This window comes from Luteitalea sp., assembly GCF_022842525.1.
Lineage (GTDB): Bacteria > Acidobacteriota > Vicinamibacteria > Vicinamibacterales > Vicinamibacteraceae > Luteitalea.
On the sequence record NZ_JALHPM010000016.1, the window covers coordinates 1 to 23,132 of the forward strand.

Annotated in this window: 20 protein-coding genes and 1 pseudogene; 17 read left to right on the top strand and 4 right to left on the bottom strand. The window is 68.5% G+C overall.

The window, feature by feature from the left end; translation table 11 throughout:
- Positions 1-479, bottom strand: a pseudogene (locus Q0C41_RS05230) (hypothetical protein); the annotation flags it as partial.
- Positions 480-510: 31 nt separating this feature from the next.
- Here Q0C41_RS05230 and Q0C41_RS05235 point away from each other — a divergent pair.
- Positions 511-2,139, top strand: a complete 1,629-nt coding sequence (locus Q0C41_RS05235) for a hypothetical protein (protein ID WP_291981590.1) — start codon at positions 511-513, stop codon at positions 2,137-2,139.
- Positions 2,140-2,222: 83 nt separating this feature from the next.
- Here the strand turns inward: Q0C41_RS05235 and Q0C41_RS05240 are convergent, their stop codons facing one another.
- Positions 2,223-2,555, bottom strand: a complete 333-nt coding sequence (locus tag Q0C41_RS05240) for a DUF423 domain-containing protein (RefSeq protein ID WP_367079142.1) — start codon at positions 2,553-2,555, stop codon at positions 2,223-2,225.
- Positions 2,556-2,589: 34 nt separating this feature from the next.
- Positions 2,590-3,864 (bottom strand): MFS transporter, encoded by a 1,275-nt coding sequence (locus Q0C41_RS05245; RefSeq protein ID WP_291981594.1) that lies wholly within the window; start codon positions 3,862-3,864, stop codon positions 2,590-2,592.
- A 91-nt stretch (positions 3,865-3,955) separates the two neighbouring features.
- On the opposite strand from Q0C41_RS05245, the gene Q0C41_RS05250 reads away from it, so the two are divergent.
- The 5 genes from Q0C41_RS05250 (at position 3,956) to Q0C41_RS05270 (ending at position 10,144) form a co-directional block, all read left to right on the top strand.
- A complete protein-coding gene (locus Q0C41_RS05250) occupies positions 3,956-5,269 on the top strand; it encodes a Gfo/Idh/MocA family oxidoreductase (RefSeq protein WP_291981596.1) in 1,314 nt (437 codons plus the stop codon).
- Between the two features lie 42 nt (positions 5,270-5,311).
- Positions 5,312-6,286, top strand: a complete 975-nt coding sequence (locus Q0C41_RS05255) for a deoxyhypusine synthase family protein (RefSeq protein WP_291981598.1) — start codon at positions 5,312-5,314, stop codon at positions 6,284-6,286.
- On the top strand, positions 6,280-8,343 hold the full coding sequence (locus Q0C41_RS05260) for a hypothetical protein (RefSeq protein ID WP_291981600.1): 2,064 nt from the start codon (positions 6,280-6,282) through the stop codon (positions 8,341-8,343). The genes Q0C41_RS05255 and Q0C41_RS05260 overlap by 7 nt, the downstream gene beginning before the upstream one ends.
- A gap of 59 nt (positions 8,344-8,402) precedes the next feature.
- Positions 8,403-9,515, top strand: a complete 1,113-nt coding sequence (locus tag Q0C41_RS05265) for a HAMP domain-containing sensor histidine kinase (protein WP_291981601.1) — start codon at positions 8,403-8,405, stop codon at positions 9,513-9,515.
- Positions 9,516-9,586: 71 nt separating this feature from the next.
- A complete protein-coding gene (locus Q0C41_RS05270; protein WP_291981603.1) occupies positions 9,587-10,144 on the top strand; it encodes a sigma factor in 558 nt (185 codons plus the stop codon).
- 6 nt (positions 10,145-10,150) lie between these two features.
- On the opposite strand, the gene Q0C41_RS05275 is transcribed toward Q0C41_RS05270, so the two are convergent.
- Positions 10,151-10,807 (bottom strand): cyclase family protein, encoded by a 657-nt coding sequence (locus Q0C41_RS05275; RefSeq protein WP_291981605.1) that lies wholly within the window; start codon positions 10,805-10,807, stop codon positions 10,151-10,153.
- A gap of 271 nt (positions 10,808-11,078) precedes the next feature.
- On the opposite strand from Q0C41_RS05275, the gene Q0C41_RS05280 reads away from it, so the two are divergent.
- The 11 genes from Q0C41_RS05280 to Q0C41_RS05330 all read left to right on the top strand — a co-directional run bounded on the left by Q0C41_RS05280 (position 11,079) and on the right by Q0C41_RS05330 (position 23,132).
- On the top strand, positions 11,079-12,260 hold the full coding sequence (locus Q0C41_RS05280) for a sugar MFS transporter (protein WP_291981607.1): 1,182 nt from the start codon (positions 11,079-11,081) through the stop codon (positions 12,258-12,260).
- 101 nt (positions 12,261-12,361) lie between these two features.
- Positions 12,362-13,102, top strand: a complete 741-nt coding sequence (locus tag Q0C41_RS05285; protein ID WP_291981609.1) for an orotidine 5'-phosphate decarboxylase / HUMPS family protein — start codon at positions 12,362-12,364, stop codon at positions 13,100-13,102.
- A gap of 9 nt (positions 13,103-13,111) precedes the next feature.
- Positions 13,112-14,173, top strand: coding sequence for a zinc-binding dehydrogenase (locus Q0C41_RS05290; RefSeq protein WP_291981611.1), 1,062 nt, complete (start codon positions 13,112-13,114; stop codon positions 14,171-14,173).
- Between the two features lie 51 nt (positions 14,174-14,224).
- The gene (locus Q0C41_RS05295) at positions 14,225-14,827 is read left to right on the top strand and encodes a hypothetical protein (protein ID WP_291981612.1); all 603 of its coding nucleotides are present in this window, start codon (positions 14,225-14,227) and stop codon (positions 14,825-14,827) included.
- Positions 14,828-14,905: 78 nt separating this feature from the next.
- Positions 14,906-15,718, top strand: coding sequence for an oxidoreductase (locus tag Q0C41_RS05300; RefSeq protein WP_291981614.1), 813 nt, complete (start codon positions 14,906-14,908; stop codon positions 15,716-15,718).
- A gap of 122 nt (positions 15,719-15,840) precedes the next feature.
- Positions 15,841-16,728 carry a sugar phosphate isomerase/epimerase gene (locus tag Q0C41_RS05305; RefSeq protein ID WP_291981616.1) on the top strand — a complete coding sequence of 296 codons (888 nt, stop codon included), beginning with the start codon at positions 15,841-15,843 and terminating at the stop codon, positions 16,726-16,728.
- A gap of 105 nt (positions 16,729-16,833) precedes the next feature.
- Entirely contained in the window at positions 16,834-17,715 is an 882-nt protein-coding gene (locus Q0C41_RS05310; RefSeq protein WP_291981618.1) for a carbon-nitrogen hydrolase, read from the top strand.
- Positions 17,712-18,821 carry an agmatine/peptidylarginine deiminase gene (locus tag Q0C41_RS05315; protein WP_291981620.1) on the top strand — a complete coding sequence of 370 codons (1,110 nt, stop codon included), beginning with the start codon at positions 17,712-17,714 and terminating at the stop codon, positions 18,819-18,821. Before Q0C41_RS05310 ends, Q0C41_RS05315 begins: the two co-directional genes overlap by 4 nt.
- Positions 18,822-19,038: 217 nt before the next feature.
- Positions 19,039-20,754, top strand: coding sequence for a GMC family oxidoreductase (locus tag Q0C41_RS05320; RefSeq protein ID WP_291981622.1), 1,716 nt, complete (start codon positions 19,039-19,041; stop codon positions 20,752-20,754).
- A gap of 43 nt (positions 20,755-20,797) precedes the next feature.
- Positions 20,798-21,439, top strand: a complete 642-nt coding sequence (locus Q0C41_RS05325) for a gluconate 2-dehydrogenase subunit 3 family protein (protein ID WP_291981624.1) — start codon at positions 20,798-20,800, stop codon at positions 21,437-21,439.
- A gap of 232 nt (positions 21,440-21,671) precedes the next feature.
- Positions 21,672-23,132, top strand: coding sequence for a PQQ-dependent sugar dehydrogenase (locus Q0C41_RS05330; protein WP_291981625.1), 1,461 nt, complete (start codon positions 21,672-21,674; stop codon positions 23,130-23,132).

The window sequence follows — 23,132 nt, forward strand, 5'->3', positions numbered from 1 at the left end:
CCGCCGACCAGCTCGGCGCCCACGATGAGAAGAGCCAGGGCGACGACCAGACGGCCGCCATGGCGGACGCGCACGGACGTGCCTCGGCGCACGGTGATGTAGAGCAGGCACGCGCTGGCCAACGCGGCCGGACCCGCGGCCAGCGGCGAGGCGGCCTGCCAGCCGCCGACGGGTGCCGCCACGGCGACGAGCGCCAGGAGCGCGGCCAGCAGTGACGAGAGGCCCGCGGACCGGAGTACCACCGCCAGCACGCCGGTCGCGGCGGCGGACGTCCCCGCGGCGACCGCGATGGCGCCTCCGACCGGGTCGCCCGGCAAGAGCGTCTGTCCGAGGCGGATCTGCCCGTTGGCCAGCCACGCCATCGGCCCACTCGGCACGCGCTGCCACTCGGCTGCGTCGGCGGGGCCCGCAGACAGGGGCAGCCAGGCGTCCCGCGGCACCGCGAGCGCGACGGTCGCGAGCACGACCGCCATCGCCACCAGCGGCCACGTCGCCGCGACGATGCGTACAATGCGCGAGGCCGCCGCCGCGCCGTCTGTGGCACCGGTGAGCGGTGCCGCCTGCCTCGTGTTCACGCCTTCTCGTGCCTCGTCATCGCTCGTGATCTGGTGTGCCGTGCTGGTCACGGCCGCGCTGATTGTCCTTCGTTCCTTCGTCTTTCTCCACTACGAGCAGGCCGATTTCGACGCCGATCAGGCCATTGTCGGGCTGATGGCGACGCATCTGTCCGAAGGGCGCGCCTGGCCGCTCTTCTTCTACGGCCAGCTGTACATGATGGGGGTGCAGGCCTGGATGGCCGCTCTCGTCTTCCTCGTCACCGGGCCGTCCGTCTTCGCGCTCAAGCTGCCGCTGCTGATCCTCAACGTCGCGACCGGCGGACTGCTGGTGTGGCTCCTGGTGCGCGAGGCCGGCCTCCGGGCCTGGCAGGCCACCGTGGCCACGTCGTGGTTCGCCGTGCTGCCGCCGGTGACGGCGAGCCGCATGGTCCAGGCGCAGGGCGGCACGATCGAGCCGCTCCTGTACACGCTGCTGCTGTGGCTGCTGCGACGGCGTGCGGTCGCCTTCGGACTCCTCTTCGCCTTCGGGTTCCTGCAGCGGGAGTTCACGCTGTTCGCCGTGGTCGCCATCGTGGCGATCGAGGCATGGAGCGGCGAACTGTGGTCGCGCCGTCGTGCGGCGCACTGGTGCGTGGTGCTGCTCGTGTTCCTCGGCGCCAGGCAAGGCGTCACCTTGCTGCGACACACGGCCTCGATGTTCGGGCCGGACGCTGCGCCGCCCAGGCTCGAGGACGGGGTGACCAACGTCGATCTCGTGGCGCGCAGCGTGTGCCTGGCACCGGGACACGTGGTCGGCAACCTGGGCTGGCTGGTGGCGCACAACGTCCCGACGTTCTTCGGCGTGCAGACGCAGGCCCCGGGCCACCTGATCCTGTCGGCCCGACCCACGGGCGCGCCATGGGCCGTCATCCCGGCGGCTGGCGCGGTCGTGCTCGCGCTCGGGCTGGTGTGGCAGCGGCGCCGGGGGCTGTCGGGCTGGTGGCCGCCGTCCGACCACCGCGTGCTGTTGCCGACGATGCTCGTGGTCACTGGGCTGTGTGGCCTGGGTGGCGTCGCGACGGGCTGCGACATTCGCAGTCTCGTCACGCTGCGCTATCACCTGCTGCTCGCTCTCGCGCCCGTCGGACTGACGGCACTGGCGTTCGGCGTCTGCCAGGAGACGGACCCGGCCGCACGCGGTGCGGCAGGCACCGCAGGGACGTCGCGCGGGCGCCTCGGGCTGCAGGTGATGGGGGCGGCGATCGTGGTGTGGGCCGGCGCGATGGGGTGGAGCCATCTCCGATTGCTCCACGAGTATCGGACCGACCCGCCACCGAGTGCGTACCGCCAGTTGGCCGACGATCTCGTCGCGCACGGCGACCGCTACGGGTGGGCGTCGTACTGGGTCTCGTACCACGTCGACTTCCTGTCGCGGGAACAGGTGCAGTTGTCGCCGACGTCCGCGATCCGGATTGCGGAGTACTCGCGTCAGGCGCTGCGCGCCGGGCCGGCCGCCGTCATCGTGGGCACCGAGCCCTGTGCGCCTGGAGACGACGCGCGCCAGGTGGCGGTGTGGTGGGTCTGCCGGGCCGGCGACCACTGAACAAGGAACGTCGATGGGCCGGGTAGGGCTGGCTCTCCGACCTGTCCGCCGCAGCGGTGGCGGAGGTGGAGCCGGCCGTCATGTCAGCGCATCCGCACCCGCAGCGCGAGGATCGTCCAGGCGGCGATCCACGCCACGCCGCCGATCGGCGTGATCGCGCCGAGCGCGCGCACGCCGGTCAGTGCCAGCAGGTAGAGGCTGCCCGAGAAGACCAGGATCCCGATGATGAACAGGACGCCTGCGAGGCGGGCCGCACGGGTCTGGTCCTCGCCCGCGAGCCAGGCCGCGACGAAGACGCCGAGGCCGTGCACGAGGTGGTAGCGCACGCCGGTCTCGTAGATGGCCAGCAGATCGGGCGCGAGCGTGGACTTCAGGCCGTGGGCACCAAAGGCGCCGAGGGCGACGCCCAGGGCCATGGCCAGACTGCCGAGTCTCACGAGGCGTGCACGATCAGACACGGACGACACCCTCCTTGCGGGTGAGGAAGTACATCGCGGCGAGGCAGAGCAGCGCGCCGTTGACCGTCAGCACGAGCGGCAGGCCGACCCGCGACACGAGGGCGCCGCTGACGAGACTGCCGAGCGGCATGCCGCCGCGGAACGCCACCATGTAGATGCTCAGCACGCGTCCCCGCATGTGGTCGGGCGCCACCAGCTGCACCAGCGACGTGACCAGCGACGTGGTGATAATCGTCGACACGCCGGCGGCGAAGAGCAGCATGTAGGTCAGCGGCATCGATCGCGACCAGGCGATGGCGATGACCAGCAGGCTGAAGACGGCCTGCAGCACCAGCAGCACCCGGCCCATGCCGTCGAAGCGGCCGAGCCACGCCACCACCAGCGCCCCCGTCACGGCGCCCGCCCCGGAGAACGACATCATCCGGCTGTACGTGTCCACGCCCTCACCGAAGACCTGCTGGGCCAGCACGGGCAGGAACGTCTGCATCGGCAAGCCGAGGAAGGTCGACGCCGCGGCGACGATGATCAGCGAGACGAGCGTGGGGTCGTTGCGCACGTAGCGCAACCCGCCCTGCATCTCGGTGAGCATGGGCTTGGGGGAGGGCGGCCGGACGTGCGGCACCCGCAGGATGCTCAGGGCGGCGATCACCGCCAGGAACGACAGCGCATTCAACCCGAAGCAGGCCGCGATACCGACCGAGGCCAGCGCCAGGCCGGCCAGCACGGGGCCGATCACCCGCGACAGGTTGAACTGGATGGAGTTCAAGGCGATCGCGTTGGGCAGGTCCTGCTTGGGCACCAGCGACGGGACCAGGGACTGATAGGCCGGCCCGCCGAAGGCCTGCGCGAGCCCGGTCAGGCAGGAGAGCAGCAGCACGTGCCAGATGCGGACCACGTCGAACCAGACGAGGCCGGCGAGCAGGGCCGCCGACGACAGCTGCACCACCTGCGAGCTGATGAGCAGCAGCCGTCGGTTGTGGCGGTCGGCGATGACGCCCCCGACCAGCGTGAACACCAGGATCGGCAGCTCGCCGAGGAACGAGTCGAGCCCGAGGTACCACGCCGAGCCCGTCAACGACAGCACCAGCCAGCTCTGCGCGATCTTCTGCATCCACGTGCCAATCGTGGAGGTGAAGGCGCCGAGCCAGAGGATGCGGAAGTCCCGCGACAGCAGCGCCGCGCCGAGGCGCCGCAGTCCGCTCGACGGAACCGGGACTGGCGCGGGCGGGGGGCCGTCGGGAGGCGTGGCGGGGGGCGGCAGGGACAATCCCGATGAGGATACAATGTGCGCCTTCGCCAAGGCTTCGGCGCACAGGCGCCACGCGGCGACGGCGGACCTTCAGAGAGGACAAGCGGACGTGACTCCATCGACCACCCGACGCGATTTCATCCGTACCGTGGGCGCCGGTGCCGTTGCCGCCGCCGGGACCATCGCCCCGGCCGCCGCGACGGCGCGCCCGATGGCTGCCCCCGCCAAGAGCCGCGTGCTGGGCGCCAACGACCGCATCAACGTCGGCTTCGTGGGCTGCGGCGGCCGCATGAACTCCCACATCACCCACGTGATGAGCCGCAACAAGGCCAAGGGGGACGTGCAGGCCATCGCGGTCAACGACATCTGGGAGACCCGCAAGAAGCTCGCGCAGGAGAAGACGGGCGTCGAGGCGTCGGCGGTCTACCACGACTATCGCGAACTCGTGCAGCGGCCCGACATCGACGCCGTGGTCATCTCGTCCCCCGACCACTGGCACTACGCGCACGCGATGGCGGCGCTCGAGGCGGGCAAGGACGTCTACCTCGAGAAGCCGATGACCTACACGGTGGACGAGGCGCGCAAGATCGCCGAGTACGTCAAGACCAGCGGCCGCATCCTGCAGGTCGGCAGCCAGTACACCTCGCTCGACCACTTCCACAAGGCGAAAAAGGCCATCGAGGATGGCCTGATCGGCGAGGTGGTCTGGGCGTCGGGCGGCTTCGGGCGCAACAGCACGAAGCGGGGCAACGAGTGGAACTACAAGATCGACCCCGAGGCCAATCCGTCCAATCTCGACTGGAAGGCCTTCCTGGGCAACGCCCCCAAGCGTGACTGGGACCCGGCGCGCTACTTCCGGTGGCGCAAGTACTGGGACTACTCGGGCGGCATCGCGACCGACCTCTTCTACCACACGGTCTCGCCGATCCTGATGGCGGTCGGCCCGGAGTTCCCGCTGCGCATCACCGCCGGCGGCGGCATCTACGTCCAGAAGGACCGCGAGGTGCCCGACACGTTCTTCATGAACGTCGACTACCCGGACTGGACGATGCAGCTGGCCTGCTCGGTGACCAGCGGCAAGGGCGCGCCTCTGGTGTTCCACGGGTCGCAGGGCACGATCATGGTGGCGGAGGACAGCGAGAGCTTCCAGAACACCGAGATGGTCGTCATCCCCGATCGCGACTACAAGGACGACTTCGTCAAGAAGACCGGCGCCGAGGAACTGCGCATCCCGGTCCAGCCGTTCGTGCGCGGCGAGCACCCGCACATGGACAACTTCCTGGCCGCCATGCGCAGCCGCGAGAAGCCGAACCTGGATGCCGATCTCGGCTACAAGGCCATGGCGGCCATCGGCGGCGGCGTCACCGCGTACCGCAAGAACAAGGTCGTCGGCTTCGACGCCCGCTCCGAGAAGCTCACCTAGGTGGGGTAGGGCCCGTTCTCCGAACGGGCTGTCACGAGGACTATGTCCGGACCGATTTCGCAATTCATCGATCGCCACTACCGGCACTTCAATGCCGCGGCCCTCAAGGACGCGGCCGATGCCTACAGCGCCCATCTGGATGCGGGCGGGTCCATGCTCGTCACCCTCGCCGGGGCGATGAGCACGGCCGAACTCGGCTGCTCGCTCGCCGAGATGATCCGCCAGGGCAAGGTCACCGGCATCTGCTGCACCGGGGCCAATCTCGAAGAGGACGTCTTCAACCTCGTGGCCCACGACCACTACGTGCGGCTGCCGAACTACCGCGATCTCACACCCGCCGACGAGCAGGCGCTGCTCGACCGGCACCTGAACCGCGTCACCGATACCTGCATCCCCGAACACGAGGCGATGCGACGGATCGAGACCGCGGTGCTCGATCGCTGGGTGCAGCACGACCAGGCCGGCACCCGGTTGTTCCCGCACGAGTTCATGTACGAGATTCTGCTCAGCGGCGTGCTCGCGCCGTCCTACCAGATCGACCCGAAGGACTCGTGGATGATGGCGGCGGCCGAGCGCCAGCTGCCGATGATCGTCCCGGGGTGGGAGGACTCGACGCTGGGCAACATGTACGCCGGCCACTGCATCGCCGGGGACGTCAAGCACGTCCACACGGTGCGCACCGGCATCGAGTACATGATCCGCCTCGCCGACTGGTATCAGGAGCTCGCGCCGCGCTCGTCGATCGGCTTCTTCCAGATCGGCGGCGGCATCGCCGGCGACTTCCCGATCTGCGTGGTGCCGATGCTGCACCAGGACCTGCAGCGGCCTGAAGTGCCGCTGTGGGGCTACTTCTGTCAGATCAGCGACTCGACCACGAGCTACGGGTCCTATTCGGGCGCCGTGCCCAACGAGAAGATCACCTGGGGCAAGCTCGGGGTGGACACGCCGAAGTTCATCATCGAGTCCGACGCCACCATCGTCGCTCCCCTCATGTTCGCGCGCATCCTCGGATGGTAGAGACCAAGCGGGGGGCCCTCTGGCCCCTCTTCCTCATCTCCTTCGTCGTCCTGTTCCTCGAGGTCGCGCTGATCCGGTGGATGCCGGCGTACATCCGCCTGCTGGCGTACTTCTCGAACTTCATCCTGCTGGCCAGCTTCCTCGGCATCAGCGTCGGCTGCCTGCTGGCCCCGCTGCGCACCAACCTGCTGAAGTGGTTTCCGCTGGTCCAGGTGCTGCTGGTGGTCGCCGTCGCGGCCGGGCGCATCGACATCGCCGTGCCGCAGACCTCCGAGAGCATCTATTTCTCGAGTGGCACCAGCGACGCCGTGGTCCCGGTGGAGAGCACCTGGTTCCTGCCGCTGCTCTGCATCGCCGTGGCGCTGCTGTTCGTGACCCTGGCCCAGCGACTCGGGCGCGAGATGAACGCCCACGCGCCGCTCCGCGCCTACCTCGTCAACCTGGCCGGGAGCCTCGCCGGGGTGATCGCGTTCGGCACGCTGTCGGCCCTGCAGACGCCCCCGGTCGTGTGGTTCGGCCTGGCGTTCGCGGGTGCCGTGCCCTTCGTGCTGCAGCTCGGGCGCGTGTGGGCCTCGGTCGGCATGGTCCTGCTCGGCGTCTCGCTCGGCGTGGCGCACCAGCTGTCCGGCGACACGATGTGGTCGCCGTACTACAAGATCACGGCGCACACGAAGGACAACGAAACCGTGGTGGAGGTCAACAACATCTTCCACCAGTCGATGGCGCCGGTCCGGGAGAAGGAGTACTTCTACCAGTGGCCGTATCAGGTGTTCGGCGATCGCTTCGACGACGTGCTGATCCTGGGCGCGGGGTCGGGCACCGACGTGGCCTCGGCGCTGCAGCACGGCGCGAAACGCGTCGACGCGGTCGAGATCGATCCCGTCATCGTGCGCCTCGGCCGTCAGTACCACCCGGACGGCCCGTACACGGATCCGCGCGTCTCCGTCGTGACCGACGACGCCCGGCACTACCTGCGGACGAGCGAGAAGCAGTACGACCTCGTCGTCTTCGCGCTGATCGACTCGCTGACGCTGCAGTCGTCGTTCTCCGCGGTGCGCCTCGAGAGCTTCATGTTCACCGAGGAGGCGTTCCGGGCGGCGAAGGCGCGGCTCAAGCCGAACGGCGTGCTCGTGGTCTACAACTACTTCCGCGAGAAGTGGCTCGTCGACCGCCTGGCCAACTCGGCCCGCAACGTGTTCGACGAGGAGCCGAAGGTCCACATCCACAAGGAGCACGGTTATCTCGGCGTCATGATTGCCGGCCCCGGGGTCAGGACCGTGGCCAACTGGCCGTCGCCGCCCGAGAAGGTGGCGGCCTACAACCACCCCGACGTCGTGAGTCCCGGACTGCCGCTCGATCGGGATGCCTCGATTCGCCCGGCGACCGACGACTGGCCGTTCCTGTACATGCGGGAGCCGCACCTGCCGACGCACTACGCCTGGGCGCTGCTCGGCCTGCTGGTCCTGTCGGTGGTGTCGGTGGTCGGGACGCTCACGCTGGTGGGGCGCCGGGCCGGTGAGGCCGTGCGGATCGGCCCGCTGGTGCCGTTCTTCGTGCTCGGTGCCGGCTTCATGATTCTCGAGACCAAGGCGATCACGCAGTTCGCGCTGATCTGGGGGTCGACGTGGGTCGTGGCCTCGGCCACCATCGCGTCGGTGCTCGTGATGGCGGCGCTGGGCGCGTGGCTGGCGGGACGGTTGCCGCGCATCAACCCGTGGGCCGTCGGCGTGCCGCTGATGCTGGTGCTGCTGCTGGCCTACCTGCTGCCCATCGGCGCGATCGGGTTCGGGTCGCTGGCGGCCGAGACGGCGTTCTACTCGCTGCTGACGTTCAGCCCGGTGCTGCTCGCCGGGTTGCTGTTCAGCGGCAGCCTGAAGCACACCGACAACGTCGCGTACGCCTATGGCGCCAACCTGCTGGGCGCGATGCTCGGCGGTGTCGCCGAGTACCTCGCGCTGGTGACGGGCTACCGCGTGCTGCTCGTCGCCATCGCGCTGTGCTATCTGGTCGCCATCCTGCTGTATCCGCGACCAGCGAAGGCCACCACGGCGGTCTGAGGCGGGAAAGGGGTGTATGGTGACGTCTGGTCCCGGACCGCGCCGGGCGGGGAGACCAGATGCCGAAGGAGACGGGCGACACCAATCAGGCGGTGCGCCAGCAGACCGATGTGTCGCTGCGGGCGGAGCGTGAGAAGACCGACCGCGCCCTGGCCGAACGGCAGCAGGCCGTCCAGGACGAGGCCGACACCATCATCGCGGTGGCGCGCGAGCACGCCGACGCCGTCCTCGATGCCGCGCGGGACAAGGCCGACGAACACCTGGACGCCCGCACCGGCCAGCCGGTGATGAGCCGCCGCGCGGTGGAGCAGTCACGCGACACCGAGGACGCCATCGTCCAGGACGAGCGCGATACGGCCGACGAGACCTTGCGTCTCGAGCGCGAGCGCACCTCGGCAACGCTGCGGGCGCTGATCCCCTTCGAACGCGAGAAGACCGACCGCCACCTGCTGACCGAGCGGGCGATCTGGGACGATGCGCTGGGCAATCGCGACGACTTCCTCGGCATGGTCAGTCACGACCTACGCGGCCTGCTCGGCGGCATCGTCAACGCGGCGGCCGTCCTCGCGATGCAGGCCTCCGACTCGGAGGACGGCCGGCAGGCGGTCGCCCAGGCCGAGCGGATCCAGCGCTACGCGGCCCGCATGAACCGGCTCATCTGCGACCTGGTGGACGTGGCGAGCATCGAAGCCGGCAAGCTGTCGATGTCGCCGAGCGAGGCGGACGTCGCGGCCCTCGTCACGGAGGCGGCCGAGACCTTCGCCGCCGTTGCGGCCGCGCGGGGCATCGATCTCGCCGTCGAAATCGATGAGCGGCCGCTGCACGCGACGCTCGACTACGTGCGGGTCCTCCAGGTGATGACCAACCTGGTCTCCAATGCCATCAAGTTCACGCCCGACGGCGGCCGGATCGTCGTGCGCGGCGCTCGCCAGGGCGGCGACGTCCAGTTGTCGGTGCGCGACAGTGGCCCGGGCATCCCGAAGCACCTGCTCGAGACCGTCTTCGAGCGGTTCTGGCAGGCCGATCCCAGCCAGCGCTGGAGTCTCGGACTCGGGCTCTACATCTCGCGCTGCATCGTCGAGGCGCACCGCGGCACCGTGTGGGCGGAGAGCCCCGAGGCCGGCGGCACGACGGTCTGTCTGACGTTGCCGGCGAGGCCGGTCCCCGCGTAGCTGTCCGGTCGGAGTGCACCTGGCGCCCCGAGGTACGTGGGCATCTCGCGCCAGGGCCCTATCCGTCGCACATGTGCCGAGAACAACGCCTGGCGCGTCATTTGCTGCAGGGCGCACTCGTGCATCTGCGCGCGCTATCGGACCCGGCCCTCGTGATCAGTTTGCGCGCCCGCGATGCGGACGCGCTGGCGGCGCTGTACGACCGGCATGGTCCGTGCCTCTTTGCTCTCGCCTCCTGCATCCTGCGCGAGCATCCCGCCTGCGCGGCTGAGGCCGAAGACGTCGTCGCGACGGTCTTCGCGGAGGCCTGGGAGTATCCGGACCGCCTGGCCATCGAAGGCACCTCGGCCCGGACCTGGCTGACGTTCCGCGTGCGGGACGGCGCGCTGGCGCGGCGGAGCGCCCTGTCACCGAGACCGTCACCGACACCGGCGCCGGCGGCCCCCGCGGCCATCGGCGGCCCCGCCGTGAGGCTGGCCTACTTCGACGGTCTGTCCGTCACGCAGATCGGCGCGCAGTGGCGGACGGGATCGGCGGCCGCCGCTCGCGCGCTCGCCGAGGACATGCGCGCGCTGCTGTCGCACCTCGCCGAGGCTGACGACGCCGAGACGGGCAAACGCGACACCTGACGCCTGCTACGACAGCAACACCGCCCGCGCCGGGGAGCCGTCGGCGCCTTCCACCTTCAGCGGCAGCACGACGAACAGGTACTCGCCAGGCGCGGCCTTCGACAGGTCCAGCCCCTCGACGATGAAGACGTCGTTGCCGAGCAGGGCCCGGTGCGTGACCGGCTCGGGGGCGTGGAAGCCCTCCACCGAGAGGTAGTCGACGCCGACGGTGCGCACGCCGCAGTCGACGAGGTAATTCGCCGCGTCTTCGGCGATGTAGACGAACTCGGTGTTGAAGGGCGCCCCGCTCTCGAGCGTGCCCGAGTTGGTCGTCTTGCACAGCACCGCGCGTGCCCCCTCGATCTTGCCGACGAGGTCCGCCTTCGTGATGGCCGAGGCGACGTGCGTCAGGTCGATCACCCGGGCCGGCGTGATCATCTGGTCGAGCGGAATCGACTCCAGCGTCTGCGGGCTCATCCCGAAGTGCCATGGCGAGTCCACGTGGGTGCCCGCATGACACGACACGCGGTACATCGACACGTTGCAGACGTCGCCCTTGTCCATGCGGAGCAGGGGCGAGAACTCCCACACCTCCTGCCCTGGCCACGGCGCCAGGCGCTCGCTGAGGGTCACCGTCACGTCGAGGGCCTTGCCCGCCTTCACGTACTCGTCGATCCAGGACATGGGGGGAGTGTAAACCTGCAATGCCGAATGCCGAATGCCGAATGCCGAAGGTGGAAGGTGGAAGGTGAATGGTGGAAGGGAGAAGGGGGAAGGTTTCACGGCCCAAGGCCGAAGGCCGGCAGTGACGTGTCCGCCGAAGCCGAAGGCGAAGGCGGAAGCCGTTGTATGCTGTGCCCCGAAATCCGACAGTGACAGCCGCGTCCGGGCGCTTCGCGCCGGTGACGGCGGCGCTTCAGGGACCGGTCATCCGCAGGGGGCCTCGCGCATCGCCATGAACCAACGTCGTCTCTTCATCGCCAGTTGTGTGTCGCTGATTGCCACGGCGATGTCCTTTGCCATCCGCGGTGACATCCTGGGGCAGGTGCAGGTCGACCTGAGCCTCACCGATGTGCAGACCGGGTGGGTGGCCACTGCCGCGTTCTGGGGCTTCGGCCTGTCGATCCTGTTCGGGGGGCCGCTGTGCGACCTGCTCGGGATGGGCACGATCATGCGTCTGGCGGCGGCGGGGCACATCGTCGGCGCGCTGCTCACCGTCTTCTCGACCAACTTCACCACCTTCTTCCTGTCGACGGTCGTCGTCGGCGTCGCCAACGGCTTCGTGGAAGCCGCGATCAACCCGCTGATCGCGACGATCTACCCGCAGGACAAGACCTCCAAACTCACCACGCTGCACGCCTGGTTCCCGGGCGGCATCGTCATCGGCGGCGTGCTGGCGTTCGCGATGACCCAGGCCGGCTTCGGCTGGAAGGCCAAGACGCTGACGCTGCTGATTCCGTCGGTCATCTATCTGGTGATGTTCATGGGCCAGAAGTTCCCGGCCACCGAACGCGAGGCCGCCGGCGTGCCGTTCGGCGACATGTTCAAGGACCTGACGCGGCCGCTGTTCATCCTGGTGTGGTTCTGCATGATCCTGACCGCCGGCACCGAGCTCGGCGCGGGCAGCTGGATTCCCACCATCTTCAACCGCGTCACCCAGAGCGCGACGCAGGCCGGCATCCTGCAGGTGGTCTGGATCAACATGGTGATGTACCTGATGCGGCAGTTCGGCCACAACATCTCGCACAAGATTGCGCCCACCGGCCTGATCGCCGTCAGCGCCATCGTGGCGTCGTTCGGGCTGTACATGTTCAGCCACGCAGCCACCGTCACCGCGGCCTTCGCCTGGGCCGGTGTGTTCGCCGTCGGCATCGCCTTCTGGTGGCCGACGATGATCGGCATCACCTCGGAGCGGTTCCCGCGGTCGGGCGCCCTCGGCATGGCCGTCATCGGCGCCACCGGCAGCTTCGCCACGGCGCTCTCGGGGCCGATCATGGGCTGGCTCAGCGCCACCTACGGCACCGATCAGGTGCTGCCCATCTGGTCGGCGCTGCCGCTGCTGCTGGTGGTCATCTTCGGGGCGATCTACATGGCCGACCGGGCCAGGGGCGGGTACAGGGCAGAGACGATCTCGTAATGCCGACATGCGGCGATGCCGAATGCCGGTCAGTCGGGAGCGCTCCCGGCCTTCCGGCATTCGGCATTCCCGGCATCGCGGCATTTCAGTAGAATGCCCCCGTGTCTCGCCTCGATTCGCTGACGTTCCCCATCGTCCAGATCTCCCTCGACCTCACCAACATCGACGAAGCCCTCGACACGGCGGCCATTGCCGTGGAGGCGGGCGTGGACTGGCTCGAAGCCGGGACGCCGTTGCTGCTCGGCGAGGGCCTCCATGCCGTCGAGAAGCTGCGGGCGAAGTTCCCCAATCACCCCATCGTCGCCGACCTGAAGACGATGGATGGCGGCTATCTCGAGGCCGAGATGATGGCCAAGGCCGGGGCCGACCTGGTGGTGGTGATGGGGCGGGCGCATGAAGCGACCGTGCGCCGCGTCGTCGATGCTGCGCGCCACTACGGCATCAAGGTGATGGGCGACAACATGGTGGCCGAGGATCGCGTCAAGAACGCGCAGTGGCTGGAGTCGCTGGGCTGCGACTACATCATCCACCACATCGGCTTCGACGAGCGCGGACTGGTCAAGGGGCTCAGCCCGATGGACGAGCTCGATGCCGTCGTCGAGGCCGTCAATGTGCCGGTGCAGGCGGTGGGGGGGCTGACGATTCCCCAGGCCATCGAGTGCCCGGCGCACGGCGCGCCCCTGGTGGTGCTCGGCGCGCCGCTGGTCATCGATGCCAACGAGTTCAAGACCTCGAGCAACGACCTGCACACCGTGCTCCGCGAGATCAGCACCGAGATCCGCAAGACGCCGCTGAAGCGCTGGGCCGCCGACGGCACGCGGTTGCCACGGGAGGGCAAGTAGATGGGCGCGATGCAACCAGCCGTCGTCCAGTTCGGCCTCGACCAGCCGCTGCAGGTGGCGCTGCGCGAAGTGCCGGTGCCCGAGATCGGTCCGACCGACGTGCTGCTGGCCGTGGGCGCCGCCTCGGTCTGCGGCTCCGACGTCCATCAGGCGTACCTGACCCACTCGTGGCCGGTCAACGCGCCCGTCACCCTCGGGCATGAGTTCGGCGGCGTCGTGGCGCAGCTCGGGCGCGACGTCAAGGGCTTCAAGGAAGGCGACCGGGTCGTCAGCGAGACGGCGGCCTACATCTGCGGTGAGTGCCTGCTCTGCCGCACGGGTCGCTACAACCTGTGCCCGACGCGCAAGGGCTTCGGCTATGGCATCGATGGCGCCATGGCCCAGTACGTCCGCGTGCCAGCGCGCTGCCTGCATCACATCCCCGACAGTCTGCCGTTCGACCTGGCCTGCCTGACCGAGCCGCACAGCGTGGCGTACCAGTCGATGTGCGTCAACGCCGACATCAAGCCCGGCGATGTCGTGGTGGTGCTCGGTCCCGGGCCGATCGGCCTGCTCTGCGCGAAGATGGCAGCGCTCAGCGGCGCCTATCCGCTGATCGTCGCCGGCCGGGCGGCCGATCGCGCGCGACTCGAGGTGGCCCGCGAACTCGGCGCCACGCATGTGGTCGACGTCGACAACCAGTCGCTCGAGGAGGTCGTGCGGTCGCTCGATCCGCTGGGCGCCGACGTCGTCTGTGACGCCTCCGGGGCCAGCCGGCCGCTGGACGCCGCGCTGCAGATGTGCAAGCCGGACGGCACGGTCGTCAAGGTGGGCTGGTCGCCCGACCTCGTGCCGATCAACCTCAATCCGCTGGTGCAGAAGGCCGTCAAGCTGCACGGGTCGTTCAGTCACAACTACCCGGTGTGGGAGCGCGTGATCAGCCTGCTGAGCGCCGGGCGCACGGGCGCCGAGAAGGTCGTCGGCCTGCGCACCGACCTCGAGCATTGGCACGAGGCATTCGAGGGCATGCACAGCGGTCAGGTCATCAAGTCGATCCTGCTGCCGCACGGCCCCGAGGGCCCGCAGCGCTGACTGCCGACGCCGCGTGGAAGCTCACGCGCGGCCGCGAACGTCTGAAGTGACATGCGCCGTCCCCTGCTGCTGGCTTCGTTGATCGTCATCGCTGCCGCGAGTCTCGCGGTGGCCCAGGCTCCGCCCGACCTGTCGGGGTCGTGGCGCCTCAATGCCGACGCCAGCGATGTCGGCGGGACCGGCGGGGGAGAAGGGGACGCCCCGCGTGGTCCGATGGGCGGCTTCGGGATGCCGGGCCGTCAGCCGATGGGCGGGTTCGGGTCGCCCGGGGGCATGGGTGGCGCCGGCCTCCCTGTGGATCCCGAGACCCGGAAGCAGCGGATGGAGCTGCTGCGCGAGTTGCTGGAGCCCGTGCGGCGCTTCACGATCGTCCAGGATGCCGCCGTCGTCGCCTTCACGTTCGAGGATGGCCGGACGGTGCGCTACCGGACCAACGGCCGGACCGAGAAGCACCAGGCCACCAACGGCACGGTCGAGACCGAGACTCGCTGGAAGAAAGGCCGACTCGTCCGCGAGACCCACCTGGACGATGGCGTGTCCATCGAGGAGACGTTCGCGATCACGTCGCCCCGCGGACTGGCCGTCGAGATTGAAGTCAGTGGCGGCGCCGGTCGGCGCAAGCCGCTGCGACGGGTCTACGATCCGGTCGATTGACGGAGAATTCAGAGTTCACCATTCAGAATGCAGTGCGGAGCCAACAGGGTCGGCTCTGCCGGACACACGCGACGCATCATGGCTGACACGACGGTTCCCTCCATCTCACGCGCGCTCGACCTCACGGGGCGAGTGGCGCTCGTCACCGGGTCGACGTCCGGCATCGGCAAGGGCATCGCCTTCCAGTTGGCCGCCCTCGGCGCCGCGGTCATCGTCAACGGACGGTCCGAGGGGCGTGGGGCCGAGGTCGTCGCGGCCATCGAGGCCCTGGGCGGGCGGGCGGCCTTCGAGGCCTGCGATCTGACTGACGCGGGCCAGTGCCAGGCGCTCGTGGATCGGGCCGCCGCGCACTTCGGCCGCCTCGACATCCTCGTCAACAACGCCGCCGATACCTCCCGCGGTGACGTGCGCTCGACCACCATCGAGGACTGGGATCGGATTCACGCCATCAACCTGCGGGCGCCGTTCTTCCTGATGCAGGCCGCGGTGCCGCATCTCGAGCGGCAGGGCGGCGGCGCCATCCTCAACATCGGATCGATCAACGCCTACATCGGCGAGCCGAAGCTGACGGCCTACTCGTCGGCCAAGGGCGGACTGATGACGCTGACGCGCAACGCCGCGGCGCAGCTGAACACCGCCAAGATCCGCGTCAACCAGATCAACGTCGGCTGGACGCTCACCGAGGGCGAGGAGAAGGTCAAGCGCGAGCAGGAGGGCAAGGGCGACGAGTGGGTCGCCGAGGCGGTCAAGACCCGACCGTTCGGACGCCTCCTGGAGCCGGCCGACACGGCCTTCGCCGTCGCCTACTACGTGTCGGATGCGGCCGCCTGTGTCACGGGCTCGGTCATGGACCTGGAGCAGTACCCGGTTGGGGCGCCACCGGCCTGGTAGCGCGACGCCAGCCGGCGTCGCGCTCCCAGGCAATTCCTTCATCCTTCATCCTTCATCCTTCATCCTTCGTTCTTTGTTCTTTTTTCTTCCTGAATTGTGAATTTTGAACTTTGAATTGTTCGATGCTTCCCAAAATCTCGGTCTTCCCCAAGTGCTACTTCGACGAGTTGTGTGCCGGCCAGATGGACTACCTCCAGTGGCTGCGTGATGCCCAGGCGCTCGGCGGCGAGGGCATCGAGCATTACGACGGCTTCCTGACGCCGCTCGGCCCGGACGCTGCCAGGCGCGTGCGGGACGTGATGGAGGAGACGGGGCAGGTGTCCTCGTTGCTGTGCTTCTCGCCCGACTTCACGCACCCCGACGCCGACGAACGGGCGCGGCAGGTGCAGCGGCAGCGTGACGCCATCGACATGTCGGTGGCGCTCGGCCTGCGCCACTGCCGCACGCTGAGCGGTCAGCGTCTGCCGGGCATGAGTCGCAGCGAGGGGGTGCGGCGCACGGTGGAGGGCATCACCGCGTCGCTCGAGTACGCGGCCGAGCGCGACGTCGTGCTGTGCATGGAGAACCACTACAAGGACGGCAACTGGACGTACCCCGAGTTCGCCCAGGCCGAGGACGTCTTCCTCGAGATCATCGGCCAGATCGACCACCCGCACTTCGGCGTGCAGTACGACCCGTCCAACGCGCTGGTCGGCGGCTACGACCCGCTCGCGTTCCTCGAGAAGGTCAAGCACCGCGTGGTGAGCATGCATGCCTCGGACCGCTACCTGGCCGACGGCGCCACCCTCGAGGACCTGAAGCAGGCCGATGGCAGTACCGGGTACAGTGCGGCGCTCAAGCACGGCGAAACGGGCAAGGGGCTCAACGACTACGACACGATCTTCCGTCTCCTCGCCGAGGTCGGCTACGACGGCTGGATCTCCATCGAGGACGGCATGAACGGCCTCGACGAACTGACCCGATCGGCGGAGTTCCTCAAGGCGAAGCGCGCGCAGTACTACGGCGGGTAGGACCCGATGATGCAGCGGGTAGGGCCCGCTCTCCGAGCGGGCCGTCATCCGCGCGGCGTTGTTTCTCGGCCGGCTCGGAGAGCCGGCCCTACCCAGTGACGAACTATGGCCAAGAAGAAGACCCCCAACCCTGTCGTCGGTCTCGTCCAGATGACCTGCGCGCCCGACCCGGCGAAGAACCTGAAAAAGGCGATCAGCCGCATCGGCGAGGCCGCCAGGCAGGGGGCGACGATCGTCTGCCTGCAGGAGCTCTTCGCCTCGCAGTACTTCTGCCAGACCGAGGACACCGCGCTCTTCAAGCTCGCCGAGCCCATTCCCGGCGAGACGACGCGGACACTGGCGAAGGTGGCGCGCAAGCACAAGGTCGTGCTGATTGCGTCGCTGTTCGAGCGCCGCACCGCCGGGCTGTATCACAACACCGCCGTCATCTTCGACCAGGACGGCAGCGTGGTGGGCAAGTACCGGAAGATGCACATCCCGGACGACCCGCTCTACTACGAGAAGTTCTACTTCACGCCGGGCGACCTCGGCTTCCGCGTGCACGAGACGACGCGCGGCAACTGCGGCGTGCTCGTCTGCTGGGACCAGTGGTTCCCGGAGGCGGCACGCCTGACCGCCCTGCAGGGCGCCCAGTTCCTCTTCTACCCGACGGCCATCGGCTGGCTGCCCGGTGAGCACGCGGCGATGAACGAGGCCCAGCACTCGGCGTGGGAGACGGCGCAGCGCGCCCACGCGATCGCCAACGGCGTCTTCGTGGTGGCCGTCAACCGGGTGGGGCTCGAGGGCCAGTTGCAGTTCTGGGGGCAGTCGTTCGTCGCCGATCCGTTCGGCCGCATCCTCGCCCGTGCCTCGGCCGACAGCGAAGAGACCCTGCTGGTCGAGTGCGATCTCTCCCTGATCGAGCAGACCCGGCAGAACTGGCCGTTCCTGCGCGACCGCCGCATCGACGCCTACGCGCCCATCACCCAGCGGCTCATCGAACCGTGACCCGCCTTCGCCCGTCGCCAGTGCTCGTGGCCCCCATGGACCGTTCCGGCTCCGGCGGGGCAAGCCCCGCGACACCCGCCGCGCGCGGCTACCGCATGCCCGCCGAGTGGCATCCGCACGCCGCCACCTGGCTGACCTGGCCGAAGGATCCGGTGACGTGGCCCGATCGCGTGCCGCAGGCCCAGGAGATCTTCCTGCAGTTCATCGACGCGCTCACGCCGCACGAGCGCGTGTGCCTGCTGGTGGACACCCCCGAGGTGGCCGAGGACGTCCGGCAGCGCTGCCGGGGACGTGCCGCGCACACCGCCAATCTCGAGCTGATCGTCCTCGCGACGGTCGATTCGTGGATCCGCGACTACGGGCCGAACTTCCTGCTCGGCCCCGACGGGCAGCTGGCGTTCAATCACTGGGGCTTCAACGCGTGGGGCGGCAAGTACGAGAGCCTGATGCGTGACGCCTCGGTGCCCGCCCGACTCGAGCGGCTCGCCGGGGTGACCCGATTCGAGCCGGGCATCGTGCTCGAGGGCGGCTCGATCGACGTCAACGGCGCCGGCACGGTGCTGACGACCGAGCAGTGCCTCCTGCATCGGAACCGGAATCCGCACCTGTCGAAGGCCGACCTCGAGGCCTGCCTGCGCCTGCATCTCGGCGTGCAGCAGGTGCTCTGGCTCGGCGACGGCATCGAGGGGGACGACACCGACGGACACATCGACGACATCACGCGCTTCGTGGCGGCCGACACCATCGTGACCGTGGTGGAGGACGACCCGGCCGACGCCAATCATGGTCCGCTTCGCGACAATCTGGCGCGCCTGCAGGCGGCCCGGCAGCTCGACGGCGCCCCGTGGCGCATCGTCACCCTGCCGATGCCGGGCTACGTGATGGCCGACGACGAGCGGCTGCCGGCCAGCTACGCGAACTTCTACATCGCCAACCAGGTCGTGCTGGCGCCGATGTACGGCCACGCCAACGACGCGGTCGCCACCCGCATCCTGCAGGATCTCTTTCCCGCGCATCGCGTCGTACCCATTCAGTGCGAGCCGCTGGTGTGGGGCATGGGGTCGATCCACTGCGTCACCCAGCAGCAGCCGTTGTCGAAAGATTAAAAGGGCGAACAGGGCAAAAAGGGCAAAACGACAGAACCGAAGTACAAAGGTCGTGTCCGCAAGGTGAAAGCGGGGAAGCCTTGAAGCCTTTCGTCGTTCACCTTTGTCTTTCCGTCTTCGGTGGTGTCGTTTTGCCCTCTTGGCCCTTTCGACTTTGACCCGATGTACACTGCCGATTATTCGGCGGTTTCTGCGATTCTCCGAGGAATGATTCACGATGCAAGTCATCCGTTCACCGAAGGTCTACGACGTCGTCGTCGTCGGGTCGGGGGCCGGCGGCGGGATCGCCGCCAAGGTCCTGACCGAAGCCGGCGCTGAAGTCTGCATGCTCGAAGCCGGTCCCGTCTGGGATCAGGCGCGCGACGGCAAGATGCTGGGCTGGCCCTACGAGTCGCCCCGCAGAGGCGCGCCGACCGAGCGGCCGTTCGGTGAGTTCGATGCGGCGTGGGGCGGCTGGGAGTTGCCCGGCGAGCCGTACACGGCCGGCAAGGGATCGACCTTCGACTGGTTCCGCGCCCGCATGCTCGGCGGCCGCACCAACCACTGGGGGCGCATCTCGCTCCGGTGGGGACCGGACGACTTCCGCCGCAAGAGCCTCGATGGGCTCGGCGACGACTGGCCGTTCACCTACGACGACATCAAGCCCTACTACGACAAGCTCGACGAGTTCGTCGGCATCTTTGGCAGCAACCACGCCGCCGAGACGGGGCTGCACAACGAGCCGGACGGCAAGTTCCAGCCGCCGCCGCTGCCGCGCGCCTACGAGCTGTACTTCAAGCAGGCCGCCGACCGGCTGAAGATTGCCTGCGTGCCGTCGCGCCTGTCGATCCTCACGCGTCCGCTCAACGGGCGGGCGGCGTGCCACTACTGCGCGCAGTGTGGCCGCGGCTGCACCACCCACTCGAACTTCCAGTCGCCCACCGTCCTCCTGCCGCCAGCGATGAAGACCGGCAAGCTGACCATCGTCACCGGGGCGATGGCGCGCGAGGTCCTCAGCAACGCCGAAGGCAAGGCGACGGGCATCTCGTACGTCGACACCACGACCGGTGAAGAGCGCACGGTGCAAGGCCGCATCGTCGTCCTCGCGGCGAGTGCCTGCGAGTCGGCGCGGCTGCTGCTCAATTCGAAGTCCGCACGCTTCCCGAACGGCCTGGCCAACGGCAGCGGCGTCGTCGGCAAGTACCTGACCGACTCCACCGGCGCGAGCCTCTCGGGCTTCATCCCGAAGCTGGTCGGCATGCCGAACCACAACGAGGACGGCACCGGCGGCATGCACCTCTACATGCCGTGGTGGCTGAACAACGTCAAGGACAAGCTCCCGTTCCCGCGCGGCTACCACATCGAGCCAGGCGGTGGTCGGCGCATGCCGGGCTTCGGCTTCATGGGCGGTATCGATCGGCACCCGGGCGGTTCCGGCGGTGGCTACGGCAAGGGCCTCAAGGACGAGTACCGTCGCCTCTGGGGCGCGACCATCGGCTTTGCCGGCCGCGGCGAGATGGTGGCCAACGACGACACCTACATGGACATCGACCCCAACGTGGTCGACAAGTGGGGGATCCCGGTGCCGCGGTTCCACTGGAAGTTCGGCGACGCCGAGCGTGGCCAGGCCAAGCACATGATGGAGACCTTCAAGGCGCTCATCGAGGAGATGGGCGGCACAGTGCTGGGCAAGATCCCTGGTCCCGACGAGGACTACGGGCTGGCCGCCGGCGGTCGCATCATCCACGAGGCGGGCGTGGTCCGCATGGGCAACGACCCGAACACCTCCGCGCTCAACGCCCACTGCCAGGCGCACGAGGTGAAGAACCTGTTCGTCGCCGACGCGGGCCCGTTCGTGTCGCAGGCCGACAAGAACCTGACGTGGACGATCATGGCGCTGGCGTGGCGCACGTGCGACTACATCGCCGAGCAGCGCAAGGCCCTCGCCATCTAGGGTAGGGCCGGCTCTCCGAGCCGGCCGTCAGAGGACACGACACATGGACAACTTCAATCGACGCAAGATGCTGAAGGTGCTGGGCGCCGCCCCGGCGATGGCCGGCATCGCCTGGACCGAGGCCGAGGCCCAGCAGGCGCACCAGCATGCGCAGCAAGCCCGCCGCAGCGCCGCAGGCGCGAAGGCGGGGCCGTACAAGCCGAAGTACTTCACGGCGCACGAGATGGCGACCGTGACGGCGCTGGCCAACCTGATCATCCCGAAGGACGAGCGCTCGGGCGACGCCAGCGAGGCCGGCGTGCCGGAGTTCATCGACTTCATGATGGTCGATCAGCCCGATCGCCAGCTGCTGATGCGCGGCGGGATCAAGTGGCTCGACAGCGAGTGCCGTCGCCAGTTCGCGCAGCCCTTCGTGAAGGGCACCGCCGCCCAGCAGGCGGCGATCTGTGATGCGCTGGCCTACCCGGCCAAGGCCAAGCCCGAGCACTCGCACGGCGTCCGCTTCTTCGCGGCCGTCCGCGATCTCACCGCCACCGGCTTCTTCACGAGCAAGATCGGGATCGCCGACCTCGAGTACAAGGGCAATACGTTCGTGCCGACATGGACCGGCGCGCCCAAGGAGGCGCTCGACCACCTGGGCGTCAGTTACGAGCCACTGAAACGGTGGTACACGGACAGCGTCTAGTGAAAGGACAAAAGGGCAAACAGGGCGAACAGGGCAAAAAGACACTACCGAAGACCGAAGACGGAAGACGGAAGACGGAAAACGGAAGTCTCAAGGTCACCGCAGGTCGTGAAGTCTTGAAGTCTTGGAGACTTCGGTCTTGAACCTTCGGTGGTGTCGTTTCGCCCTTTTTGCCCTGTTTGCCCTTTTGGCGCTTTGACGAAGTCGTCTCCTGTTCTGCTACGCTACCCGGATGCTGCTTCGCCTTTCTGCCCTCGTCGCGGGGACCGGTGCGCTCGTCGCCGCCCCCCTGTTGCTCGCGCAGGCCCCTGCGCCCAAGAAGGACGTCGCCAAGGTCTGGACCGACGTCTGCGCCAGTTGCCACGGACCGACGATGGCCGGGGCCCAGGCGCCGAGCATGCTCGACGATGTGTGGGTGTCGGGCAACGGTGACGACGCCTCGCTGGCGGCGGCCATCAAGAACGGGCGCGTCGCCACCGGCATGCCGGCCTTCGGCGGGTTGCTGAGCGACGAAGAGATTCGGGCGATGGTCGTCTACATCCGCGAGACCGCCGGCAAGGCCAAGGCCGCTGGTGCCGGGTATGCCGCCCCCGCGGCCAATGTCGTCGTCCAGAGCCAGAAGCACGCCTTCAAGCTCGAGACCGTGGTCGAGGGCGTGACCGCGCCGTGGGGCCTCGATTTCCTCCCCGATGGCCGCATGCTCATCACCGAGAAGGGCGGCGCCCTGCGTCTCGCCGATGCGAAGGGGGTGCTCGCGCCAGAGCCCGTGCAGGGCGTGCCGGCCGTGTGGTCCAAGGGCCAGGGCGGCCTGCTCGACGTCGCCGTGCACCCGGGATACGCGAAGAACGGCTGGATCTACCTGTCCTACAGCGATCCCGGCGAGAACGACTCGGCGATGACCGTGGTGGTGCGCGCCAAGCTGAAGGGCAACGCACTGACCGATCTGCAGACCCTGTTCAAGGCGCCCGCCGCAACCTACCGCACCGGCAACGTCCACTTCGGGACCCGGTTCGTGTTCGACGGCAAGGGCCACGTCTACTTCTCGATCGGCGAGCGCGGTCAGCAGCTCGACGCGCAGGACGTGACGCGCCCCAACGGCAAGGTGCACCGGATCAATGAGGACGGATCGATCCCCAAGGACAATCCGTTCGTCGACAAGGCCGATGCGATCAAGAGCATCTGGTCCTACGGGCACCGCAATCCGCAGGGGTTGGCGATGCACCCGACCACCGGCGCGCTCTACGACGTCGAGCACGGCCCGCGCGGCGGCGACGAGCTCAACCTGGTGGAGAAGGGCAAGAACTACGGCTGGCCGGTCATCACCTACGGCATGAACTACAACGGCACGCCGATGACCGACAAGACGGCAGCGCCGGGCATGGAGCAGCCGCTGACGTACTGGGTGCCGTCCATCGCCGTCTCGTCGATCGGCTTCTACACGGGGACGAAGTTCCCGGGCTGGAAGGGCAACCTGATCCTCGGGTCGCTGGCGGCGCAGGAACTCCGTCGCCTCGAGATGACCGACGCCGGCATCACCCAGGAAGTGCTCTTCAAGAACGTCGGTCGCTTGCGCGACGTGGTGATGGGCCCCGATGGCGCCATCTACATCGCCTTCAACCAGCCGGACCGCATCGCGCGGCTCGTGCCGGCGCCGGCCTCCGGCACCGCGGCTGCGGCCAACCAGCCGAAGTAG